The sequence below is a fragment of the Streptomyces sp. NBC_01622 genome, assembly GCF_045209635.1.
In the GTDB taxonomy this organism is placed as follows: Bacteria; Actinomycetota; Actinomycetes; order Streptomycetales; family Streptomycetaceae; genus Streptomyces.
The window spans coordinates 10,474,174-10,489,248 of the sequence record NZ_CP109293.1 but is presented as its reverse complement, the minus strand read 5'-3'; the positions used below and the strand labels follow the sequence as shown (position 1 = coordinate 10,489,248).

Annotated in this window: 16 protein-coding genes and 1 pseudogene; 9 read left to right on the top strand and 8 right to left on the bottom strand. The window is 70.6% G+C overall.

The annotated features are described in order from the left end of the window. Positions 1-40: 40 nt before the first annotated feature. Positions 41-976 carry an ABC transporter substrate-binding protein gene (locus OH768_RS48465; RefSeq protein WP_406463497.1) on the bottom strand — a complete coding sequence of 312 codons (936 nt, stop codon included), beginning with the start codon at positions 974-976 and terminating at the stop codon, positions 41-43. Next, a pseudogene (locus OH768_RS48460) lies at positions 973-1,392 on the bottom strand (ABC transporter permease); the annotation flags it as partial. The gene OH768_RS48465 and the pseudogene OH768_RS48460, both read right to left, overlap by 4 nt. Before the next feature lie 175 nt (positions 1,393-1,567). Between OH768_RS48460 and OH768_RS48455 the strand changes: the two are divergent. After that, positions 1,568-2,350 (top strand): ABC transporter ATP-binding protein, encoded by a 783-nt coding sequence (locus OH768_RS48455; RefSeq protein WP_406463495.1) that lies wholly within the window; start codon positions 1,568-1,570, stop codon positions 2,348-2,350. A gap of 3 nt (positions 2,351-2,353) precedes the next feature. Next, the gene (locus OH768_RS48450) at positions 2,354-3,664 is read left to right on the top strand and encodes an FtsX-like permease family protein (RefSeq protein WP_406463493.1); all 1,311 of its coding nucleotides are present in this window, start codon (positions 2,354-2,356) and stop codon (positions 3,662-3,664) included. Between the two features lie 54 nt (positions 3,665-3,718). Here the strand turns inward: OH768_RS48450 and OH768_RS48445 are convergent, their stop codons facing one another. Then, entirely contained in the window at positions 3,719-4,291 is a 573-nt protein-coding gene (locus tag OH768_RS48445) for a TetR/AcrR family transcriptional regulator (RefSeq protein WP_406463491.1), read from the bottom strand. Between the two features lie 174 nt (positions 4,292-4,465). On the opposite strand from OH768_RS48445, the gene OH768_RS48440 reads away from it, so the two are divergent. Together OH768_RS48440 and OH768_RS48435 are read left to right on the top strand one after the other, a co-directional pair. Then, positions 4,466-5,323 (top strand): AAA family ATPase, encoded by an 858-nt coding sequence (locus tag OH768_RS48440; protein WP_406465742.1) that lies wholly within the window; start codon positions 4,466-4,468, stop codon positions 5,321-5,323. After that, complete coding sequence (locus OH768_RS48435; RefSeq protein ID WP_406463489.1) at positions 5,320-6,675, top strand: vWA domain-containing protein; 1,356 nt, start codon at positions 5,320-5,322, stop codon at positions 6,673-6,675. The genes OH768_RS48440 and OH768_RS48435 overlap by 4 nt, the downstream gene beginning before the upstream one ends. Here OH768_RS48435 and OH768_RS48430 read toward each other — a convergent pair whose 3' ends face one another. Next, positions 6,676-7,380 carry an SDR family oxidoreductase gene (locus OH768_RS48430; RefSeq protein ID WP_406463487.1) on the bottom strand — a complete coding sequence of 235 codons (705 nt, stop codon included), beginning with the start codon at positions 7,378-7,380 and terminating at the stop codon, positions 6,676-6,678. A gap of 167 nt (positions 7,381-7,547) precedes the next feature. On the opposite strand from OH768_RS48430, the gene OH768_RS48425 reads away from it, so the two are divergent. Beyond that, complete coding sequence (locus OH768_RS48425) at positions 7,548-8,507, top strand: D-cysteine desulfhydrase family protein (RefSeq protein ID WP_406463485.1); 960 nt, start codon at positions 7,548-7,550, stop codon at positions 8,505-8,507. Between the two features lie 49 nt (positions 8,508-8,556). On the opposite strand, the gene OH768_RS48420 is transcribed toward OH768_RS48425, so the two are convergent. The 3 genes from OH768_RS48420 to OH768_RS48410 form a co-directional block, all read right to left on the bottom strand. Further along, the gene (locus OH768_RS48420) at positions 8,557-8,916 is read right to left on the bottom strand and encodes a cupin domain-containing protein (protein WP_406465740.1); all 360 of its coding nucleotides are present in this window, start codon (positions 8,914-8,916) and stop codon (positions 8,557-8,559) included. Between the two features lie 165 nt (positions 8,917-9,081). Continuing rightward, positions 9,082-10,062, bottom strand: coding sequence for a pyridoxal-phosphate dependent enzyme (locus OH768_RS48415; RefSeq protein ID WP_406463483.1), 981 nt, complete (start codon positions 10,060-10,062; stop codon positions 9,082-9,084). Then, a complete protein-coding gene (locus OH768_RS48410; RefSeq protein WP_406463482.1) occupies positions 10,059-10,772 on the bottom strand; it encodes a transcriptional regulator in 714 nt (237 codons plus the stop codon). The genes OH768_RS48415 and OH768_RS48410 overlap by 4 nt, the downstream gene beginning before the upstream one ends. 142 nt (positions 10,773-10,914) lie before the next feature. On the opposite strand from OH768_RS48410, the gene OH768_RS48405 reads away from it, so the two are divergent. Continuing rightward, positions 10,915-11,916, top strand: coding sequence for a MerR family transcriptional regulator (locus OH768_RS48405; protein WP_406463481.1), 1,002 nt, complete (start codon positions 10,915-10,917; stop codon positions 11,914-11,916). Between the two features lie 13 nt (positions 11,917-11,929). Here OH768_RS48405 and OH768_RS48400 read toward each other — a convergent pair whose 3' ends face one another. Then, positions 11,930-12,757, bottom strand: coding sequence for an MBL fold metallo-hydrolase (locus tag OH768_RS48400; protein ID WP_406463479.1), 828 nt, complete (start codon positions 12,755-12,757; stop codon positions 11,930-11,932). 161 nt (positions 12,758-12,918) lie between these two features. Here OH768_RS48400 and OH768_RS48395 point away from each other — a divergent pair, with 161 nt between their 5' ends. From OH768_RS48395 to OH768_RS48385, 3 genes are all read left to right on the top strand, one after another. Further along, positions 12,919-13,545 carry a TetR/AcrR family transcriptional regulator gene (locus OH768_RS48395; RefSeq protein WP_406463478.1) on the top strand — a complete coding sequence of 209 codons (627 nt, stop codon included), beginning with the start codon at positions 12,919-12,921 and terminating at the stop codon, positions 13,543-13,545. Between the two features lie 105 nt (positions 13,546-13,650). After that, positions 13,651-14,664: a zinc-binding dehydrogenase gene (locus tag OH768_RS48390; protein WP_406463476.1), complete on the top strand. Its 1,014-nt coding sequence runs from the start codon at positions 13,651-13,653 to the stop codon at positions 14,662-14,664. Positions 14,665-14,722: 58 nt separating this feature from the next. Continuing rightward, complete coding sequence (locus OH768_RS48385; RefSeq protein ID WP_406463474.1) at positions 14,723-15,022, top strand: EthD family reductase; 300 nt, start codon at positions 14,723-14,725, stop codon at positions 15,020-15,022. Positions 15,023-15,075 lie beyond the last annotated feature (53 nt).

Genomic DNA, 15,075 nt, shown 5'->3' with positions numbered 1-15,075 from the left:
GCCCGAACGGTACAAGCCACCACTGACAATCCCCCGAACCTCACGTCAACAGACCCTTGTCCCTCAGATACGTCCGCGCCACGTCCTGCGCCAACCGCCGCCAGCTGTCGACCTGTTGATTCATCGATGCCAGGTCGGCCGTGGTGAGGACGTCGTCGAGTTTCCCCAGCGCCTTGGTCACGCCGGGGCTCCCCGCACGGGAGCGGTTGACGACCGGGACGACGTAGTCGGCGTTCTGGAGGTGCTTGTCGTCGGCGAGGAGGACCAGGCCGAACTCGTCGAGGGTGGCGTCGGTGGTCGTGGTCAGCATCATCTGGTCCTGACCGCTCTGCACCGCGCTCTTGGCCTGGGTCGTGCCGACACCTTTGGGGTCGACGGCGGTGATGTCGATGCCGTAGGTCTTCTCCAACCCCGGTTCGCAGTACGGCCGTTGAACGCACTCGTCGCCCGCCGCGAGCGGCACCTTCAGTCCCGAGGCGCCGAGGTCGCTGAGGGTCTTGAGGTGGTGCTCGCGGGCGTACGAGCGGGCCACCGCGAAGGCGTTCTGGTCGACGGCCTTTCCGGGGTCGAGGACGGTCAGCCCACGTGGGGTGGCGAGTTGGCGCAGTGCCTTCATCGTGGTGGCGAGGTCGGGTGAGCCGACGGCCGGAGCGGCGGGGCCGTTGGTCTTGGCGTTGAGCCAGTCGGCGAAGGTGGCCGCGTACTCGGGTACGACGTCGATCTGCCCGGATTCCAGGGCGGGCTCGTAGAGTTCGCGGTTGGCGACGGTGAGCAGGGAGGTCTTGTAGCCGGCCTGCTTCAGGAGCAGCGCGTACATCTGGGCGAGCAGGTCGCTCTCGGTGAATCCGGCCGAGCCGATGGTGAGGTGGTGGCTGTCGCCGGGCGGTGCGGTGACGGCGCCCTTGTTCTCCAGGGAGGGTCCGGTCGAGCAGCCGGTGGCTGCCAGGAGCAGTACCGCGACGATGTGCCGCCTCATCGCGCTCCCCTCGCCCAGCGGGGCGCCAGTCGCTCGGCGACCTCGAAGACGCCCTCGACGAGCAGCGCGAACACAGCGACGAGGACCGCTCCGGCGACCACCTGTGCGGTGTTGGCGAGGTTGAAGCCGGCGGTGATGATGCGGCCGAGTCCGCCGCCGCCCGCCAGTGCGGCGATCGTGGCGGTCGCGACGAGTTGGACGGCCGCGATCCGCACGCCGTTCATCAACAGTGGGAGCGAGAGCGGCAGTTCGACGCGGAACAGCATCTGACGGTCCGTCATCCCCATGCCTCGCGCGGCCCGCACCACATCGCGGTCGACCTCGCGCATGCCGACGTACGCGTTGGTGAGCAGCGGTGGTACGGCGAACAGGACGAGGGCGACGACCGTGGGCCCCTCGCCCCACTCGTCCGGGGGCGCGGTCACGTCACCATTGCATCGGGTGGGCCGTGGGGCGGCCCGTTCTGGTGACCCGTACGGGGTGTCGCTGAGTACACCCCTCGATACGGGTTCTGCGCGCAATGTGCGCCGCGCGCCCTCTCCGTAGCGTCGTGGTCGAGGCACAGGGCGTGCCGCACGGAGGGTGATGGCGATGTTTCGCACCGCACGACGGACGCACGACAAGGGACCCGCCGCCGAGGCGCTGCGGCTGGTCAAGGTGAGCAGGACCTACGGCCACGACGACAGCGCGGTGACCGCGCTGGACGGGGTCACGCTGAGCCTGGAGCGCGGCACCTTCACGGCGGTGATGGGGCCTTCGGGGTCCGGCAAGTCGACGCTGTTGCAGTGCGCGGCGGGTCTTGACCGGCCGGACAGCGGGATCGTGATGGTCGACGGCGTCGAGATGACGGGCGGGAGCGAGGCGGAGCTGACGAGGTTCCGGCGCGGGCGGATCGGGTTCGTGTTCCAGCAGTACAACCTCCTCGACACGCTCACCGTGGCGCAGAACACCGTGCTGCCGCTGAAGCTGGCCGGCCGCCGCGTCGACCGTGAGCGGGCCTGGGAGGTGCTGACCGCGGTCGGTCTCGGGGACCGGCTCGGCCACCGTCCCGACCAGCTCTCCGGCGGTCAGCGGCAGCGGGTCGCGATCGCCCGGGCGCTGGTCACCGAACCCCGGGTGATCTTCGCGGACGAGCCGACCGGCGCCCTGGACACGCGCAGCGCGCGGGACGTGCTGCTGCTGTTGCGGGAGGCGGTGCGGGTGCACGGCCGGACGGTGGTGATGGTGACGCACGACCCGGTCGCGGCCTCGTACGCCGACTCGGTGGTTTTCCTCGCGGACGGCAGGCTCGCCGGCCGGATGCACGCGCCGACCGTCGACGCGGTCGCCGAGCGGCTGGCGCACCTGGGCGACGACGTGACGGTGGGGGTGTGAGCGATGTTCGTACTGGCGATGCGTTCGATCCGGCAGCGGCCGGGGCGGTTCCTGGCGACCCTGCTGGCCGCGTTCCTGGGCGCGGCGATCATCATGACGTTCAACTCGCTGCACGACACGGCGGCACAGCACGGCATCGACTCGGTGAGCGCCGAGACGCTGTCCACGTCGGCGAGTGTCGTCGGCGGCTATGGCACCCTGCTGGTGTTCTTCGCCGTCGCCTCCACGCTCACTGTCAACGTGCGGCAACGGTCGAGGGAGTTGGAGACGCTGCGCTGCTCGGGGGCGACCCCGGCACAGCTCAAGCGGATGGTCGTGGGTGAGGCCGTGGCGGTCGCCCTGCTGGGCGCGATCCTCGCCGTCGGTCCGGCGATGCTCGGCGGACGGGCACTGCTCGGGGTGTTCCAGGACAGCGGTCAGGTGGCGCGGTCCGTCGACTACTCCTTCGGTCCCTACGCCCTCCAGTCCGGCCTCGGCATCACCCTGCTCGCCTCGGCGGGCGCCGCGTTCCTGGCCGTACGGCGGGCGACGCGCGGACGCCGACAGCCGGGCCGGGCACGGACGTTGCTCGCGTACGGCGCGCTGGCCGCGGGTGTGGTGTCGGTATCGGCGACCTTCGCGTTCTCCGCGACGGCCGCGGCGCTGATGGCGGCACCGGCGTACGGGGCGATCCTGCTCTCGGTGGGGCTGGCGCTGCTGGCCCCGCGGCTGCTGAAGGGCCTGCTCGATCGGCTCCAACTGGCGGGCGCGAGCGGCTGGTTGGCCGTCCGCAATCTGCGCGAGCGGGCCGACCAGCCGGCCGGGATCCTGATGTCGCTGATCCTGTTCACGGCGGTGTCCACGGCGACGCTCTACATGCAGGCGGTGGAGAGCGACGCGGTGCAGGCTTCGGGGCTGAGGAAGTCGGTGGACGCGAAGAACCTGGAGACGCTCAACTTCACAGTGGTCGGCATCATCGTCGTCTTCGTCTGCGTGATGCTGGTCAACTCGCTGTACGCGGCGACGACTTACCGCGCCCGGGAGTTCGGCGGGCAGCGCCTGGCGGGCGCGACTCCGGGGCAGGTGCTGCGCACGGTGGGCACCGAGACGGCGATCCTCACGGTCACCGGAGTGCTGTCCGGCACGGTGGCCGCGCTGGCGGGAATCATTCCCTTCACCATGGTCCGCACGGACTCGGTGCTGCCCCACCAGGGCCTCGGCAGCTGGCTGGCGGTCGTCGCGGTGGCTGCGACGGTGACACTGGGGACGAGCCTGCTGACGGCACGGCGGGTATTGCGTACACCGGCGGTGGAGTCGGTGGCACTGGCCGCGTGAGTCCTGCCGGACGGGTGAGGGGCAGTCGCTACGGTGGCTGCCCCTGCCGCACGTCTACTTCACGCCCGCCGCGTCCAGCAGGATCGCCACGGTCTGTGTCATCAGCCCGTCGTCAAGTGTCTCCACCTTCGCTCCGGCGCGGGCGCTCGCGCCGTCGAAGATCAGCATCAACTGGCGGGCCAGCAGGGCGGGATCGTGTGCGCCGCCCAGCTCGGCCTGGGCGCGGAAGGCGTCCTGCAAGGTCTCCTTGGCGGCGCGGGCGACGACGCTCGCCGGGTGCTCGGGATCCTTCAGCTCGACCAGTGCGGCGAGAAAGGGGCAGCCCATGTACTCGGGCTGGGTCGAGGCCTTCTCCGCCTGCTCGAAGACGTACAGGATCCGTTCGCGTGGCGTACCGGCGTCGTCCGGGCCCGGCATGAGCCGCGCCGCGTAGCCGGGGGCACGCCGCTCCAGGCTCGCGGCCAGGACCTCGTCCTTGCTGTCGAAGAGCTGGTACATCGACCGCTTCGAGACCCCGGCGGACCGGCACAGCGCCTCGACGCCGATGGAGACGCCGTCGCGGTAGAAGAGCTCGGCCGCCGCGTCGAGCAGCCGGTCTCGGGGGGACGCCTTGTCTTTCGTGGCCATACTGCGAGGTTACCGCGCTGGAAGCCGAGAGGAAACCGATCGGTGTACAGGCTTGCGCGGCGACCCGCTCGCGGGTGACAGTGGAGGTGAACAAGCGCTTAGACATGTAGCGGGATGAGCTGGATGTCGATGCGCCGTCCTCGATGCACCGCCCTCGATCCGCCGGAGGCCCCGTTGTTCCGTTCCGTCGACGAAGTCGCCGCGCGCCTCGCCGAGACCGGCTACCTGGCCTCGCCCGCGGTCGCCACGACCGTCTTCCTCGCCGACCGCCTCGGCAAGCCGCTGCTCGTCGAGGGCCCGGCCGGCGTCGGCAAGACGGAGCTGGCCAAGGCCGTCGCCGAGGTCGCCGGGGCGGAGCTGGTCCGGCTCCAGTGCTACGAGGGCGTCGACGAGTCCCGGGCCTTGTACGAGTGGAACCACGCCAAGCAGCTGCTGCGCATCAGCGCGGGCCGCGACGAGAGCTGGGACGAGACCCGCACCGACATCTTCAGCGAGGAGTTCCTGCTCCCCCGCCCGCTGCTCACGGCGATCCGCGGCGACGACCCGAAGGTCCTGCTGATCGACGAGACCGACAAGGCGGACGTCGAGGTGGAGGGCCTGTTGCTGGAGGTGCTCAGCGACTTCCAGGTCACCGTCCCGGAGTTGGGGACCATCACCGCGACCCGCCGCCCCTTCGTGGTCCTCACCTCCAACGCGAGCCGCGAACTCTCCGAGGCGCTGCGCCGCCGCTGCCTGTTCCTCCATATCGGCTTCCCCGACGAGGAGTTGGAGCGCCGGATCGTACGGCTGAAGGTACCGGGGCTCGGCGAGACGCTGGCCGAGTCGGTGGTCCGGGTGGTCGGGGCGCTGCGGGAGATGGAGCTGCGGAAGGTGCCTTCGGTGGCCGAGACCATCGACTGGGCCCGCACCCTCCTGGCCCTCGGCGCAGACACGCTCGACGAGACGGTCGTACGGGTGACCCTCGGCGTGCTCCTCAAGCACCAGGACGACATCCTCAGGGCGGCGGCGAAGCTCGATCTGGACGCGGTGTGAGTGCCGCCGGTGTCGCCGAACGGCTGACGGGTCTCGTCGCGGCGCTGCGCGGGCACGGTCTGCGGATCGGGACCGGCGAGACCGTCGACGCGGCGCTGGCGATGGAGGCGCTCGGGTTCACGGACCGGGAGCTGCTGCGCGAGGGACTGGCCGCGACACTGCTGCACGGCACGTCCCAACGCCCGGTGTTCGACCCGGTCTTCGATCTCTACTTCCCGCGCGGCATCGGAGCACCGCGGGGCGAGCCCACCGGCCGCGACGACCTCCGCGACCGGCTCGCGGCGGCGCTGGCCGCCAACGACCAGGCTTTGATGGGGCAGTTGGCGGCGGAGGCCGTCGACGGTTTCGGCGGCTACGGCAACTCCCCCACGTCGGACGGCTGGTCCTCGCACCAGACCCTGGAGTGGCTGCGCCCGCAGACACTGCTGGCCCGGGTGCGGACGAGCATCCGGGCGCGGGGCGGGGACACCGGATTCACCGGCCGGCTGCTGGACGACGAGATCCGGCAGCGCATCGAGGGCTTCCGGCGGCAGGTCGCCGGGGAGGCGCGGCGCCGGGTCGCCGAGCGGCGCGGCCGGGACGAGATCGCCCGGCGGGCGGTGGCGCCGACGGCCGACCGCGTCGACTTCCTGTTCGCCGGACGGGCCCAACTGGCCGAACTGCGCAGGGCTGTTCAGCCGCTGGCCCGGAAGCTGGCCACCCGCCTCGCCGCCCGCCGGCGCCGCGCCTCCCGGGGTACCATCGACCTGCGCCGCACCCTGCGCGGTTCGCTGTCCACGGGCGGGGTGCCAATGCGGCCGGTGCTGCGCAGGCGTCGGCCGGTCCGGCCCGAACTGGTGCTGCTGTGCGATGTGTCGGGCTCGGTGTCGGGCTTCTCCGACTTCACGATGCTGCTGGTGCAGGCGCTGCACGACCAGTTCAGCAAGGTCCGCGTGTTCGCCTTCGTCAACCGCCTCGACGAGGTGACCCCGCTGCTCGCGCACGGCACGGCCGACCCCGAGGGCCTGGGCGCCCGCATCCGCGCCGAGGCGACCCTCACCGGCTGGCACGGAAGCAGCGACTACGGCGTTGCCCTGGGCGAGTTCGCGGAGCGCTACGGCGACGCGGTCGGCCCGCGCACGACCGTGTTCGTCCTCGGCGACGCCCGCACCAACATGAGCGACCCGAATCTCCCGGCCGTCCGGCACATCGCCCAACGGGCCCGCCGTGTCTACTGGTTGAACCCCGAGCAGCGCTCCCAGTGGGGCACCGGCGACTCGGCCGCGCCGGGCTACGCGGAACTGGTCGAGATGCACGAGTGCCGGAACGCGAAGCAACTCAGCGCGCTGGTGGGCCGGTTGCTGCCGATCTGACTAGGCGGTCGCCAACTGCGGGTAGAGCGCGCCGCCTTCGGCGGACAGCCCTGCCTTGACCTGGCGGGTCAGGTCGTCGGCCAGCACCTCGAAGGCGCCGGACTCGATGCCGTCGAGGGCCTGTGCCGCCACACTCTCGGGAGTGGACTTCGGTCCGTCGACATGCGCGGCCATGTCGGTGTCGACGTAGCCGACGTGCAGTCCGGTGACCTCGATGCCGCGCGGCTTCAAGTCCAGGCGCAGGGAGTTGGTCTGCGACCAGAAGGCGGCCTTGGAGGCGCTGTAGGAGCCGGCGATGCCGACCCAGGACAGTACCGAGTGGAAGTTCAGGATGTGGCCCCCGCCGTTGCGCTCGATGATCGGCACGAAAGCGCGCGTGACGAGCAGCGGGCCGTAGAAATTGGTCTCGAACTCGCGGCGGATGTCCTCGATGGGCGAGTCCAGGAAGTTCGCGCTCACGGCCGCGCCCGCGTTGTTGATCAGGATCGTGACGTCCTGCGCCTGCGCGGCCGCCGCCGCGACGGACGCGGGGTCGCTGACCTCCAGCGCCAGCGGTACGGCGTCCGGGTGGGTGACGGTCTTCGGGTCGCGGGCGGTGGCGTACACCTTCTTGGCACCGCGCTCGTACAGGGCCTCCACCAGTGCGCGGCCGATACCACGGCTGCCGCCGGTGACGAGGACGACGGAACCTTCGATGCTTGTCATGGAAATCTCCTGGAGCTGGGAGCAGCCGCGTGGGACGCGGCATGGAGCGCGGTGGAAACCGATCGGTTTACCTGTCTCGACCACAGTAAACCGATCGGTTTCCATGAGCAAGCCCGCAGGCCGGCCCACAAGCGGGCGTGCCTCCGAAGCACGCGATGATGTACGGCATGAGCGACCCCCGCGTGGAACTGGCCACCTTCCCCACCCCCGTCGAACCGGCGCCCCGGCTGGCCACCGCGATCGGGCTCGGCCCGGACGACCTGTGGATCAAACGCGACGACCTGACCGGCCTCGGAGGCGGCGGCAACAAGATCCGCAAGCTGGAGTGGACCGTGGGCGCGGCACTGGCCGAGGGCGCGGACACCCTCGTCACCACGGGCGCCCCGCAGAGCAACCACGCCCGCCTGACGGCCGCCGCCGGAGCCCGGCTGGGACTTTCCGTGGTACTGGTGCTGCGCGGATCGCCGGGTGTGTCGCGCTCGGGGAACCTCGCCCTCGACGGGCTGTTCGGCGCCCGCATCGCCTGGGCGGGCGAGGTGGACCAGGCCGGACTGGACCGGGCGGCGGCCGAGGTGTGCGAGCAGCTGCGCAAGGGAGGTGCCCAGCCCGCGCTGATCCCGTTCGGCGGTTCCAGCGCGCTCGGCGCACGCGGCTACGCGCGCTGCGGCGAGGAGTTGCGCGGGCAGCTCCCCGACCTCCGTACCGCAGTGGTCGCGCTCGGCTCGGGCGGCACGATGGCGGGGCTGGTGACCTCTCTCGGGGCCGCGTCGGTGCTCGGCGTCGACGTCGGAGCACTGCCCGAACCGGCCGCCGCCGTAAGCGAGTTCACCGGTCTGACCACACCGGAGGGACTGCGGATCCGACGCGACCAGGTCGGCGACGGCTACGCCTCGCTCACCGCGCCGACCGCCGAAGCGCTCACCCTGGCCGCCCGTACCGCGGGGCTCGTCCTCGACCCGACGTACACGGGACGGGCCATGGCCGGTCTGATCGCGGCCGTCCGGGACGGTGACATCAGGCCGGGCGAGCGGACCGTGTTCGTGCACACGGGCGGGCTGCCCGGCCTGTTCGGACACGGGGAGGGCGTCGCGTACGCGGAGGGGCAGGTCGTCGAGTACCGGGCATGACATACGCGCCCGGCGGGTACGGTGCCGCGGGGCGCGTACGTCCGGAGGGCTACGGAGCCTTCGCGTAGTCCGTGGCCATGGCGCCGGCGAAGTCGTACACGATCACCTGCTCGTCGCCGACGACCCATGCGTCATGTCCCGGCGGACACACGAAGACGTCTCCGGGGCCCACTTCGCCCTCGCCGCCGTCGTCCATGAGGAGATGCATCCGCCCCTTGACCACATATCCGTTGTGATGGATCTCGCAGCTCTTGGTGCCCGCGATCGGGGCCACGGACTCGGACCAGCGCCAGCCCGGCTCGAACGTGCCCACCGCGAAGTCGAGTCCGGTCAGGTGGACCGCTTCGAGGTGGCCACGGGGAAAGTCACGCCGCTCGTCCGGCTTCTCGACCGTCTTCACTTCCAGCATGACGGCTGCCTCCATTCCGGCCGCGCACAGCACGGCCGGGGCCGGTCTCCGCCTCCCGGCGGCCACGGACGGCACCGGCGCTCCGGCGGGGGCCGCGCCCCACCACTCCATCGTCTTCCTGTCCACCCGGGAGCGCCATTCGGGGGAACGACTACGGGGCCAGGGCTATGACGAACCGCTGTCGCACAGCTGCGCGAACCGCTCGGCGCCGATGTTGCCGCCCGAGACGATCATCCCCACCCGGCCGGTGACCCGGCCCGCGCGCCCGGCGAGGAGTGCGGCCAGTGGGGTGGCGCCGCTCGGCTCGACGACGATCTTCAGCCGCTCGAAGGCGAACCGCATCGCGTCCTTGATCTCCTCGTCACTCACCAGCGCGATCTCGTCGACCAGCCGCCGGTTCACGGAGAAGGTGAGCTCACCGGGCGTCTCGGCCGCCTGCCCGTCGGCGATGGTGCGCGGCACCGGGACGGACACGCGCCGGCCCGCCTCAAGGGACCGCTTGGTGTCGTCCCCGGCCTCCGGTTCGACGCCGATCACCCGGGTGCCCGGGTGCAGCCCCTTGACGGCGGTGGCCGTCCCGGCGATCAGTCCGCCGCCGCCCACGGGCGTCAGCACGGCGTCCAACTCCCCCACTTCCTCGGTGAGTTCGAGTGCCGCCGTGCCCTGCCCCGCCATGACGTGCGGATGCTCGTAGGGCGGGATGAGGGAGAGCCCGCGCTCGGCGGCCAGGGCCTCTCCGATGGCCACCCGGTCGCCGGTGTAGCGGTCGTACGTGACGATCTCGGCGCCGTACCCCGCGGTGGCCGCCAGCTTCGAGGCCGGGGTGTCCTCGGGCATGACGATCACCGCGGTGGTGCCGAGTTCGCGGGCGGCGAGGGCGACGGCCTGGGCGTGGTTGCCGGACGAGTAGGCGGCGATGCCCCGGGCCAGTTGCTCCGGGGTCAGCCGGGAGGCCGCGTTGTAGGCGCCGCGGAACTTGAAGGCGCCGATCCGCTGGAAGTTCTCGCACTTGAGGAACACCTCGGCGCCGACGAGTTCGTCGAGGGTGCGCGAGCGCAGCACCGGTGTGCGGTGGGCGATGCCCTTGAGCTGCGCGGCGGCGTCACGGACGTCGTCGAGGGTGATGGGCGGGGTGGTGGTCGTCACTCGTCTCCTCCGGTGGAAGCGGAACCGGCATCGGTAGGTGTGCCCGTCGCCGTCCGGGCCTGGGAGAGGTAGTTGTAGGCGGAGGCGCGGGAGATGCCCAGCCGGGCGGCGACCTGCTCGACGGCCCGGCGCACGGCGAAGACTCCGTGCTCGTCGAGGCTGCGGAACAGTTCCAGCCGCTGGGCGCGGCCGAGTTGGACCCAGGTCCTGCTCTGCCGCAGCTGATGGGCGTCGACGATGGCCTCGACCACGGAGTCGATGTCGTTGCCGAAGGTGGTCGTACCCGACGCCTCACCCGTCCCGGTCCCGACTCCCCCGCCGATTCCGGTGAGCACGGCCTGCGCCTGCTGTACGGCGGTGACGTCGACGTTGACGCACAGCGCGCCGAACACCGTGCCCGTCGAGTCCCGCAGCACCATCGTGGACGACTTGAGCAGTTGGCCGCCCTTGGTCCGGGTGAGGTAGTTCAACTCGTCGCCGGCCTCGTCCCCTTGCGCCAGCACCCGCAGCCCGATCTCGCTCATCGCACCGCCCACCGAGCGCCCGGTGACAGCTCCGGCGACGGCGACCACGGACTTCTCCGGGTGCCGATAGTCGTGCAACACCACCTCACACACCGGCCCGAAGGTCGCCGCGATCCCCTCGACGACGGACCCCAACGCACCGATGATCGCGTCCCGTTGGGCGTCCAGGGCAGGGTCGCTGTCCACGCTTCCCCCCTCTCTCGAACCTAGACAGCCAGTCCAAGCATTATATGCAAATTCCAGCGGCCCATCTATCCATCCACGTAGCCGCGCGCTCCGCCCGTTCCCCCTTGACTCTCAAGTCCCTTGAGATCCCATAGTGATCGGCATGAACGAGCTCTACTCCATCGGAGACGTCGCCCGCCGCACCGGCCTGAGCGTGAGCGCGATCCGGTTCTACGCCGACGCGGGCGTCGTCACGCCGACCGGCCTCACCGGGGGCGGCTTCCGGCAGTACGACGTGCACGCCATCGCCCGGCTCGAACTCGTGCGGACCCTGCGCGACCTGGGTGCCGGCCTGGACGACATCCGCCGGGTACTCGGGGCCGAGACCACCCTGCACGACCTGGCGGTCACTCATCTGCGGCTGGTCGAGGACCAGTTACGGCAGTTCCGGGCGCGCTCGGCCGTACTGCGGACCATCGTGCGGCAGCACACCACGACGGAACAGGTGAGCCTGATGCACAAGTTGGTGTCGATGTCCGACGACGATCGCGACCGACTCATCGGCGAGTTCTGGGACCACGTGACCGAGGGTCTGGACGTCCATCCCGCCTACATCGAGCAACTGCGCAGCAGACGGCCGCAGCTGCCCGAGGAGCCGTCCACCGAGCAGTTGGAGGCCTGGATCGAACTCGCCGAGATCGTACGGGACTTGGAGTTCCGCACGGCGCTGCGGGACTTCTTCCACCGCACCTTCGGCACCGAGCAGGGCAGGCTGATCGCGTCGCCGGAGATGATGGCCCACATCGAGAGGCATCGGCAGCTCCTTCTGGAGGCGCAGACTTCCCAACAGGCGGGCGTACCCGCGGACTCGCCGCAGGCCCGGGACATCGCCGAGCGTGTGGCCGCCGACTCGGCAAGGCTCGTCACCGCGATGACCGGTGACCACGGACACGATGTCGAGAAGGCCCGGCGCGGCATCGTCGACTTCGACCGCAGCGGCAGGTCGGCACAGACACTGGCCAAGTCGACCGGCCTGCGGCTGCTGACCAAGTACCACTCCCTGGTCGCGACGATCAACGGCACCCCCAAGCCGGACCGGGAGCGGGCGGCGGCAGTCCGCGAGTGGATGGCCACCGCACTGCGCCATGGCCCGTCCGGCGGATGACGCGGCCGCCCCGTCAGGACAGACCGAACATCAGCCACGCCTGCTTGGCGGCGAAGTCGGGGTAGAGGGTGTGCATGGCGTCGAACAACTCGCGGTCGGCGGAGGCCTTTTCCTGGAGGCGTCCGAAGTCGGTGAGGTAGCGCCTCGTCGACTCGATGCAGTCGGCGGTGTCCGGGGCGCCGGGCTTCTTGTGGCCGGCCACGGCTGTCTTGGGGTTCAGTGCCGCCAGGCGGTCCAGCGCGGCGATCCAGTTCTCGCGGATCTTGGGGGTGGTGTCGGCGACGTAGGCGTGGCACTGGTTGTACAGGACGTCACCTCCGACGACGAGGTCGATCGACGGGACGTACAACGAGGTGGTGTTCTTGCCGTCGGTGTGGCCCTGCTCGATGATCCGCAGCTCGTGGCCCTCCAGGGTGAAGGTCTCCTCCTCGTAGGGCTGCGGCAGGGTGAGCGCGGCCGACATCTGTCCCGGGAACCACTTGCGGAAGGCCGGCAGCGCCCGGCCGTGCTCGCGTGCCAGTTCGATCGAGCCCGGTGTCGCGATGGCGCGGGCCCCGGGGTAGCGCCGGAGCAGCACGCCGAGGCCGCCGAAGTGGTCGAGGTGGCCATGGGTGATGTAGATCGTGGTCAGGTTGCGGTGGTGCAGCGCGACCCAGTCGGCCAGTGCCTCGGCCTCGACTTCGGTGGTGAGCGGATCGACCAGGACGGCGTCGCGCTCGCCGTGGATGAGGGTCGAGGTCATCGGGTCCCAGGCCAGCGGCGCCCCGAAGGGCCGGGGCCGTTCTCCCACCATCGGCTTCTCCGGGGCGGTGAAGACATTGACGTTGAGCTGCGTGGGCATGTGAATCGGTTCCTGTCTGTCGTACGAAGGCGTACGGAGGCATACGGCGATGACGGTGGCGGTGGCGGGAAACCGGAGGAGCGCACCAGCCTCATTGCATGTTCTATGCCATAGACCATAGATTAATTTCGGCTTGGACAAGCAACTGAGGTGGTGGTTTCGTGAGCCCTCGTAAGAGCGACAGCCGCGAGCGGATGGTCAACAGCACCGTGGCCCTGCTGCGCGAGTACGGCGCGAGCGCGACCAGCATCGACCGGGTGCTGGCCCACAGCGGCGCACCGCGCGGCTCGGTGTACCACCACTTCCCCGGCGGGCGGACGCAGTTGGTCGAAGAGGCGGTGGCGCTGGCCGGTGACTTCATGGCCGGTGTGATCGAGGCCGCCATGCAGGCCGACGATCCGGTGGCGGCCATCGACAAGTTCTTCACCGTGTGGCGCGACCAGCTCGTGAAGAGCCGCTTCCGGGCCGGCTGCCCGATCGTGGCGGTGGCCGTCGAGACCAACGACGAAGCCCCCCACCTCGCCCGCTCCGCAGGCGCGGTCTTCGCCGGCTGGCAGGAGGCGTTGGCAGCCATGTTGCGGCGGCACGGCCTGGCCGAGGACCGAAGCCGTCGGCTAGCCGCGCTCATCGTCGCCGCGGAGGAGGGAGCGGTTGTCGTGTCCCGGGCCCAGCAGAGCAGCGCCCCGATCGAGGCGGTCGCCGCCGAGATCCACGACCTGCTGGTCCTCGCGCTGGGCAACCGCCCCGACGCCGACCCCGCTCCCGGCCGTACGCCGCACATCGACTGACGCGTATCGCCTCCAGGAGCCGCGACGCGTTCACCAACCCGGAGCCCCCGACCGACACGCGTCGGTTTCCGGTCCCGCACTACCGAGTCCTGAGGAGGGCTACCCATGCAGAGATTCGAGTACGTCAAGAAGCGCGAGCTGCGATACGTCGACGTTCCGATGCCGGTGCTCCAGTCCGACGACGACGCGATCGTCCAGCCGGTCGTATCGACCACCTGCGACCTGGACCGCTTCATGATCGCGGGACTGGCGCCATTCGAGGGCCCGTTCGCCCTCGGGCACGAGACCGTGGCCAAGGTCCTCGAAGTCGGCGACAACGTCACGCACGTGCAGCCCGGTCAACTGGTCGTCCCCGCCTGGCATGTCGCGTGCGGCACCTGCGCCGCGTGTGCGTCCGGTCGCCCCACCGGTTGTACGACCGTGCCGCGGAACGCGATGTTCGGCCTGCCCACCGGCGGTGACTTCGGCGGCTTCTTCTCCGAGGCGGTCCGCGTTCCGTTCGCCGGCTACGGGCTGGCGCCGCTGCCCGAAGGTGTCAGCGCCCGTGCGGCGGCATCCGTGGGCGACAACCTCTCCGACACCTACAGCGCGGTCGCCCCGGCGCTGCGCAACGCGCCGGGCGCCGACGTCCTCGTCATCGGAGGAACCGGCTCGGTCGGAGTCTTCGCCGTCGGCTTCGCCAAGGCACTCGGCGCCTCCTCAGTCTGCTACGTCGACACCTTCGACCCCGAGTGCGTCGAACTCGCCCGCGGACTGGGCGCCGAGATCCTCGACGAAGTGCCCCGTGGCCGCGAGTTCCAGGTGACGTTCGACGCGTCCGGCCGTCCCGACGGGCTGTACGCGGCCCTCAACGCGGTTGCCCGGAACGGCACTTGTCACAGCTTCGGCATCTACTGGCAGGACGTCGCCGTGCCCGTGCTCTCGATGTACATGCAGGGCGTGACGTTCACGACGGGCCGACCCAACGTCGGCCCGGTCATCCCCGACGTACTCGCCCTCATCGCCGACGGCACCGTCGACCCGCTCCCGGTGTTCTCCGACGTCGTGAGCTTCGAGGACGCCCCGACCGCCCTGGCCCAGGGCCTGCGCAAACCCCTTGTCGTCCGCGAGGGCTACTAGACAGAACGACATCTACGAGACCGAACGACGGCTACTGAACCGAGCCAAGGAGACACCCATGCACCGCCTCGTCGTCCAGTACTTCGACCCCGCCGACCCCGAGGCCTTCGACGCCCGGTACCGCGATGAGCATGTCGCGCTGGTGAAGGCCATCCCCGGCCTCGTCGACTTCCAGCTCTCCCACCCGCGCGGGCTCAGGGGTGTGACGCCGTATCTGCTGGTCGAGATGTCCTTCGCCGACGAGGACGCCGTGGCCACAGCGATGCAGTCCGCCGAGTTCACAGAGGCCGGAAAGCACGCGGCAGGGTTCGAGGTCGCGTCGACCGCCCTGTACATCTCCGCTCCGCAGCAAGCCTGAGACGAGAAGGCCCGCCACCGGCACGACCAGCCCCCGATTCGCCGACGCCGCCG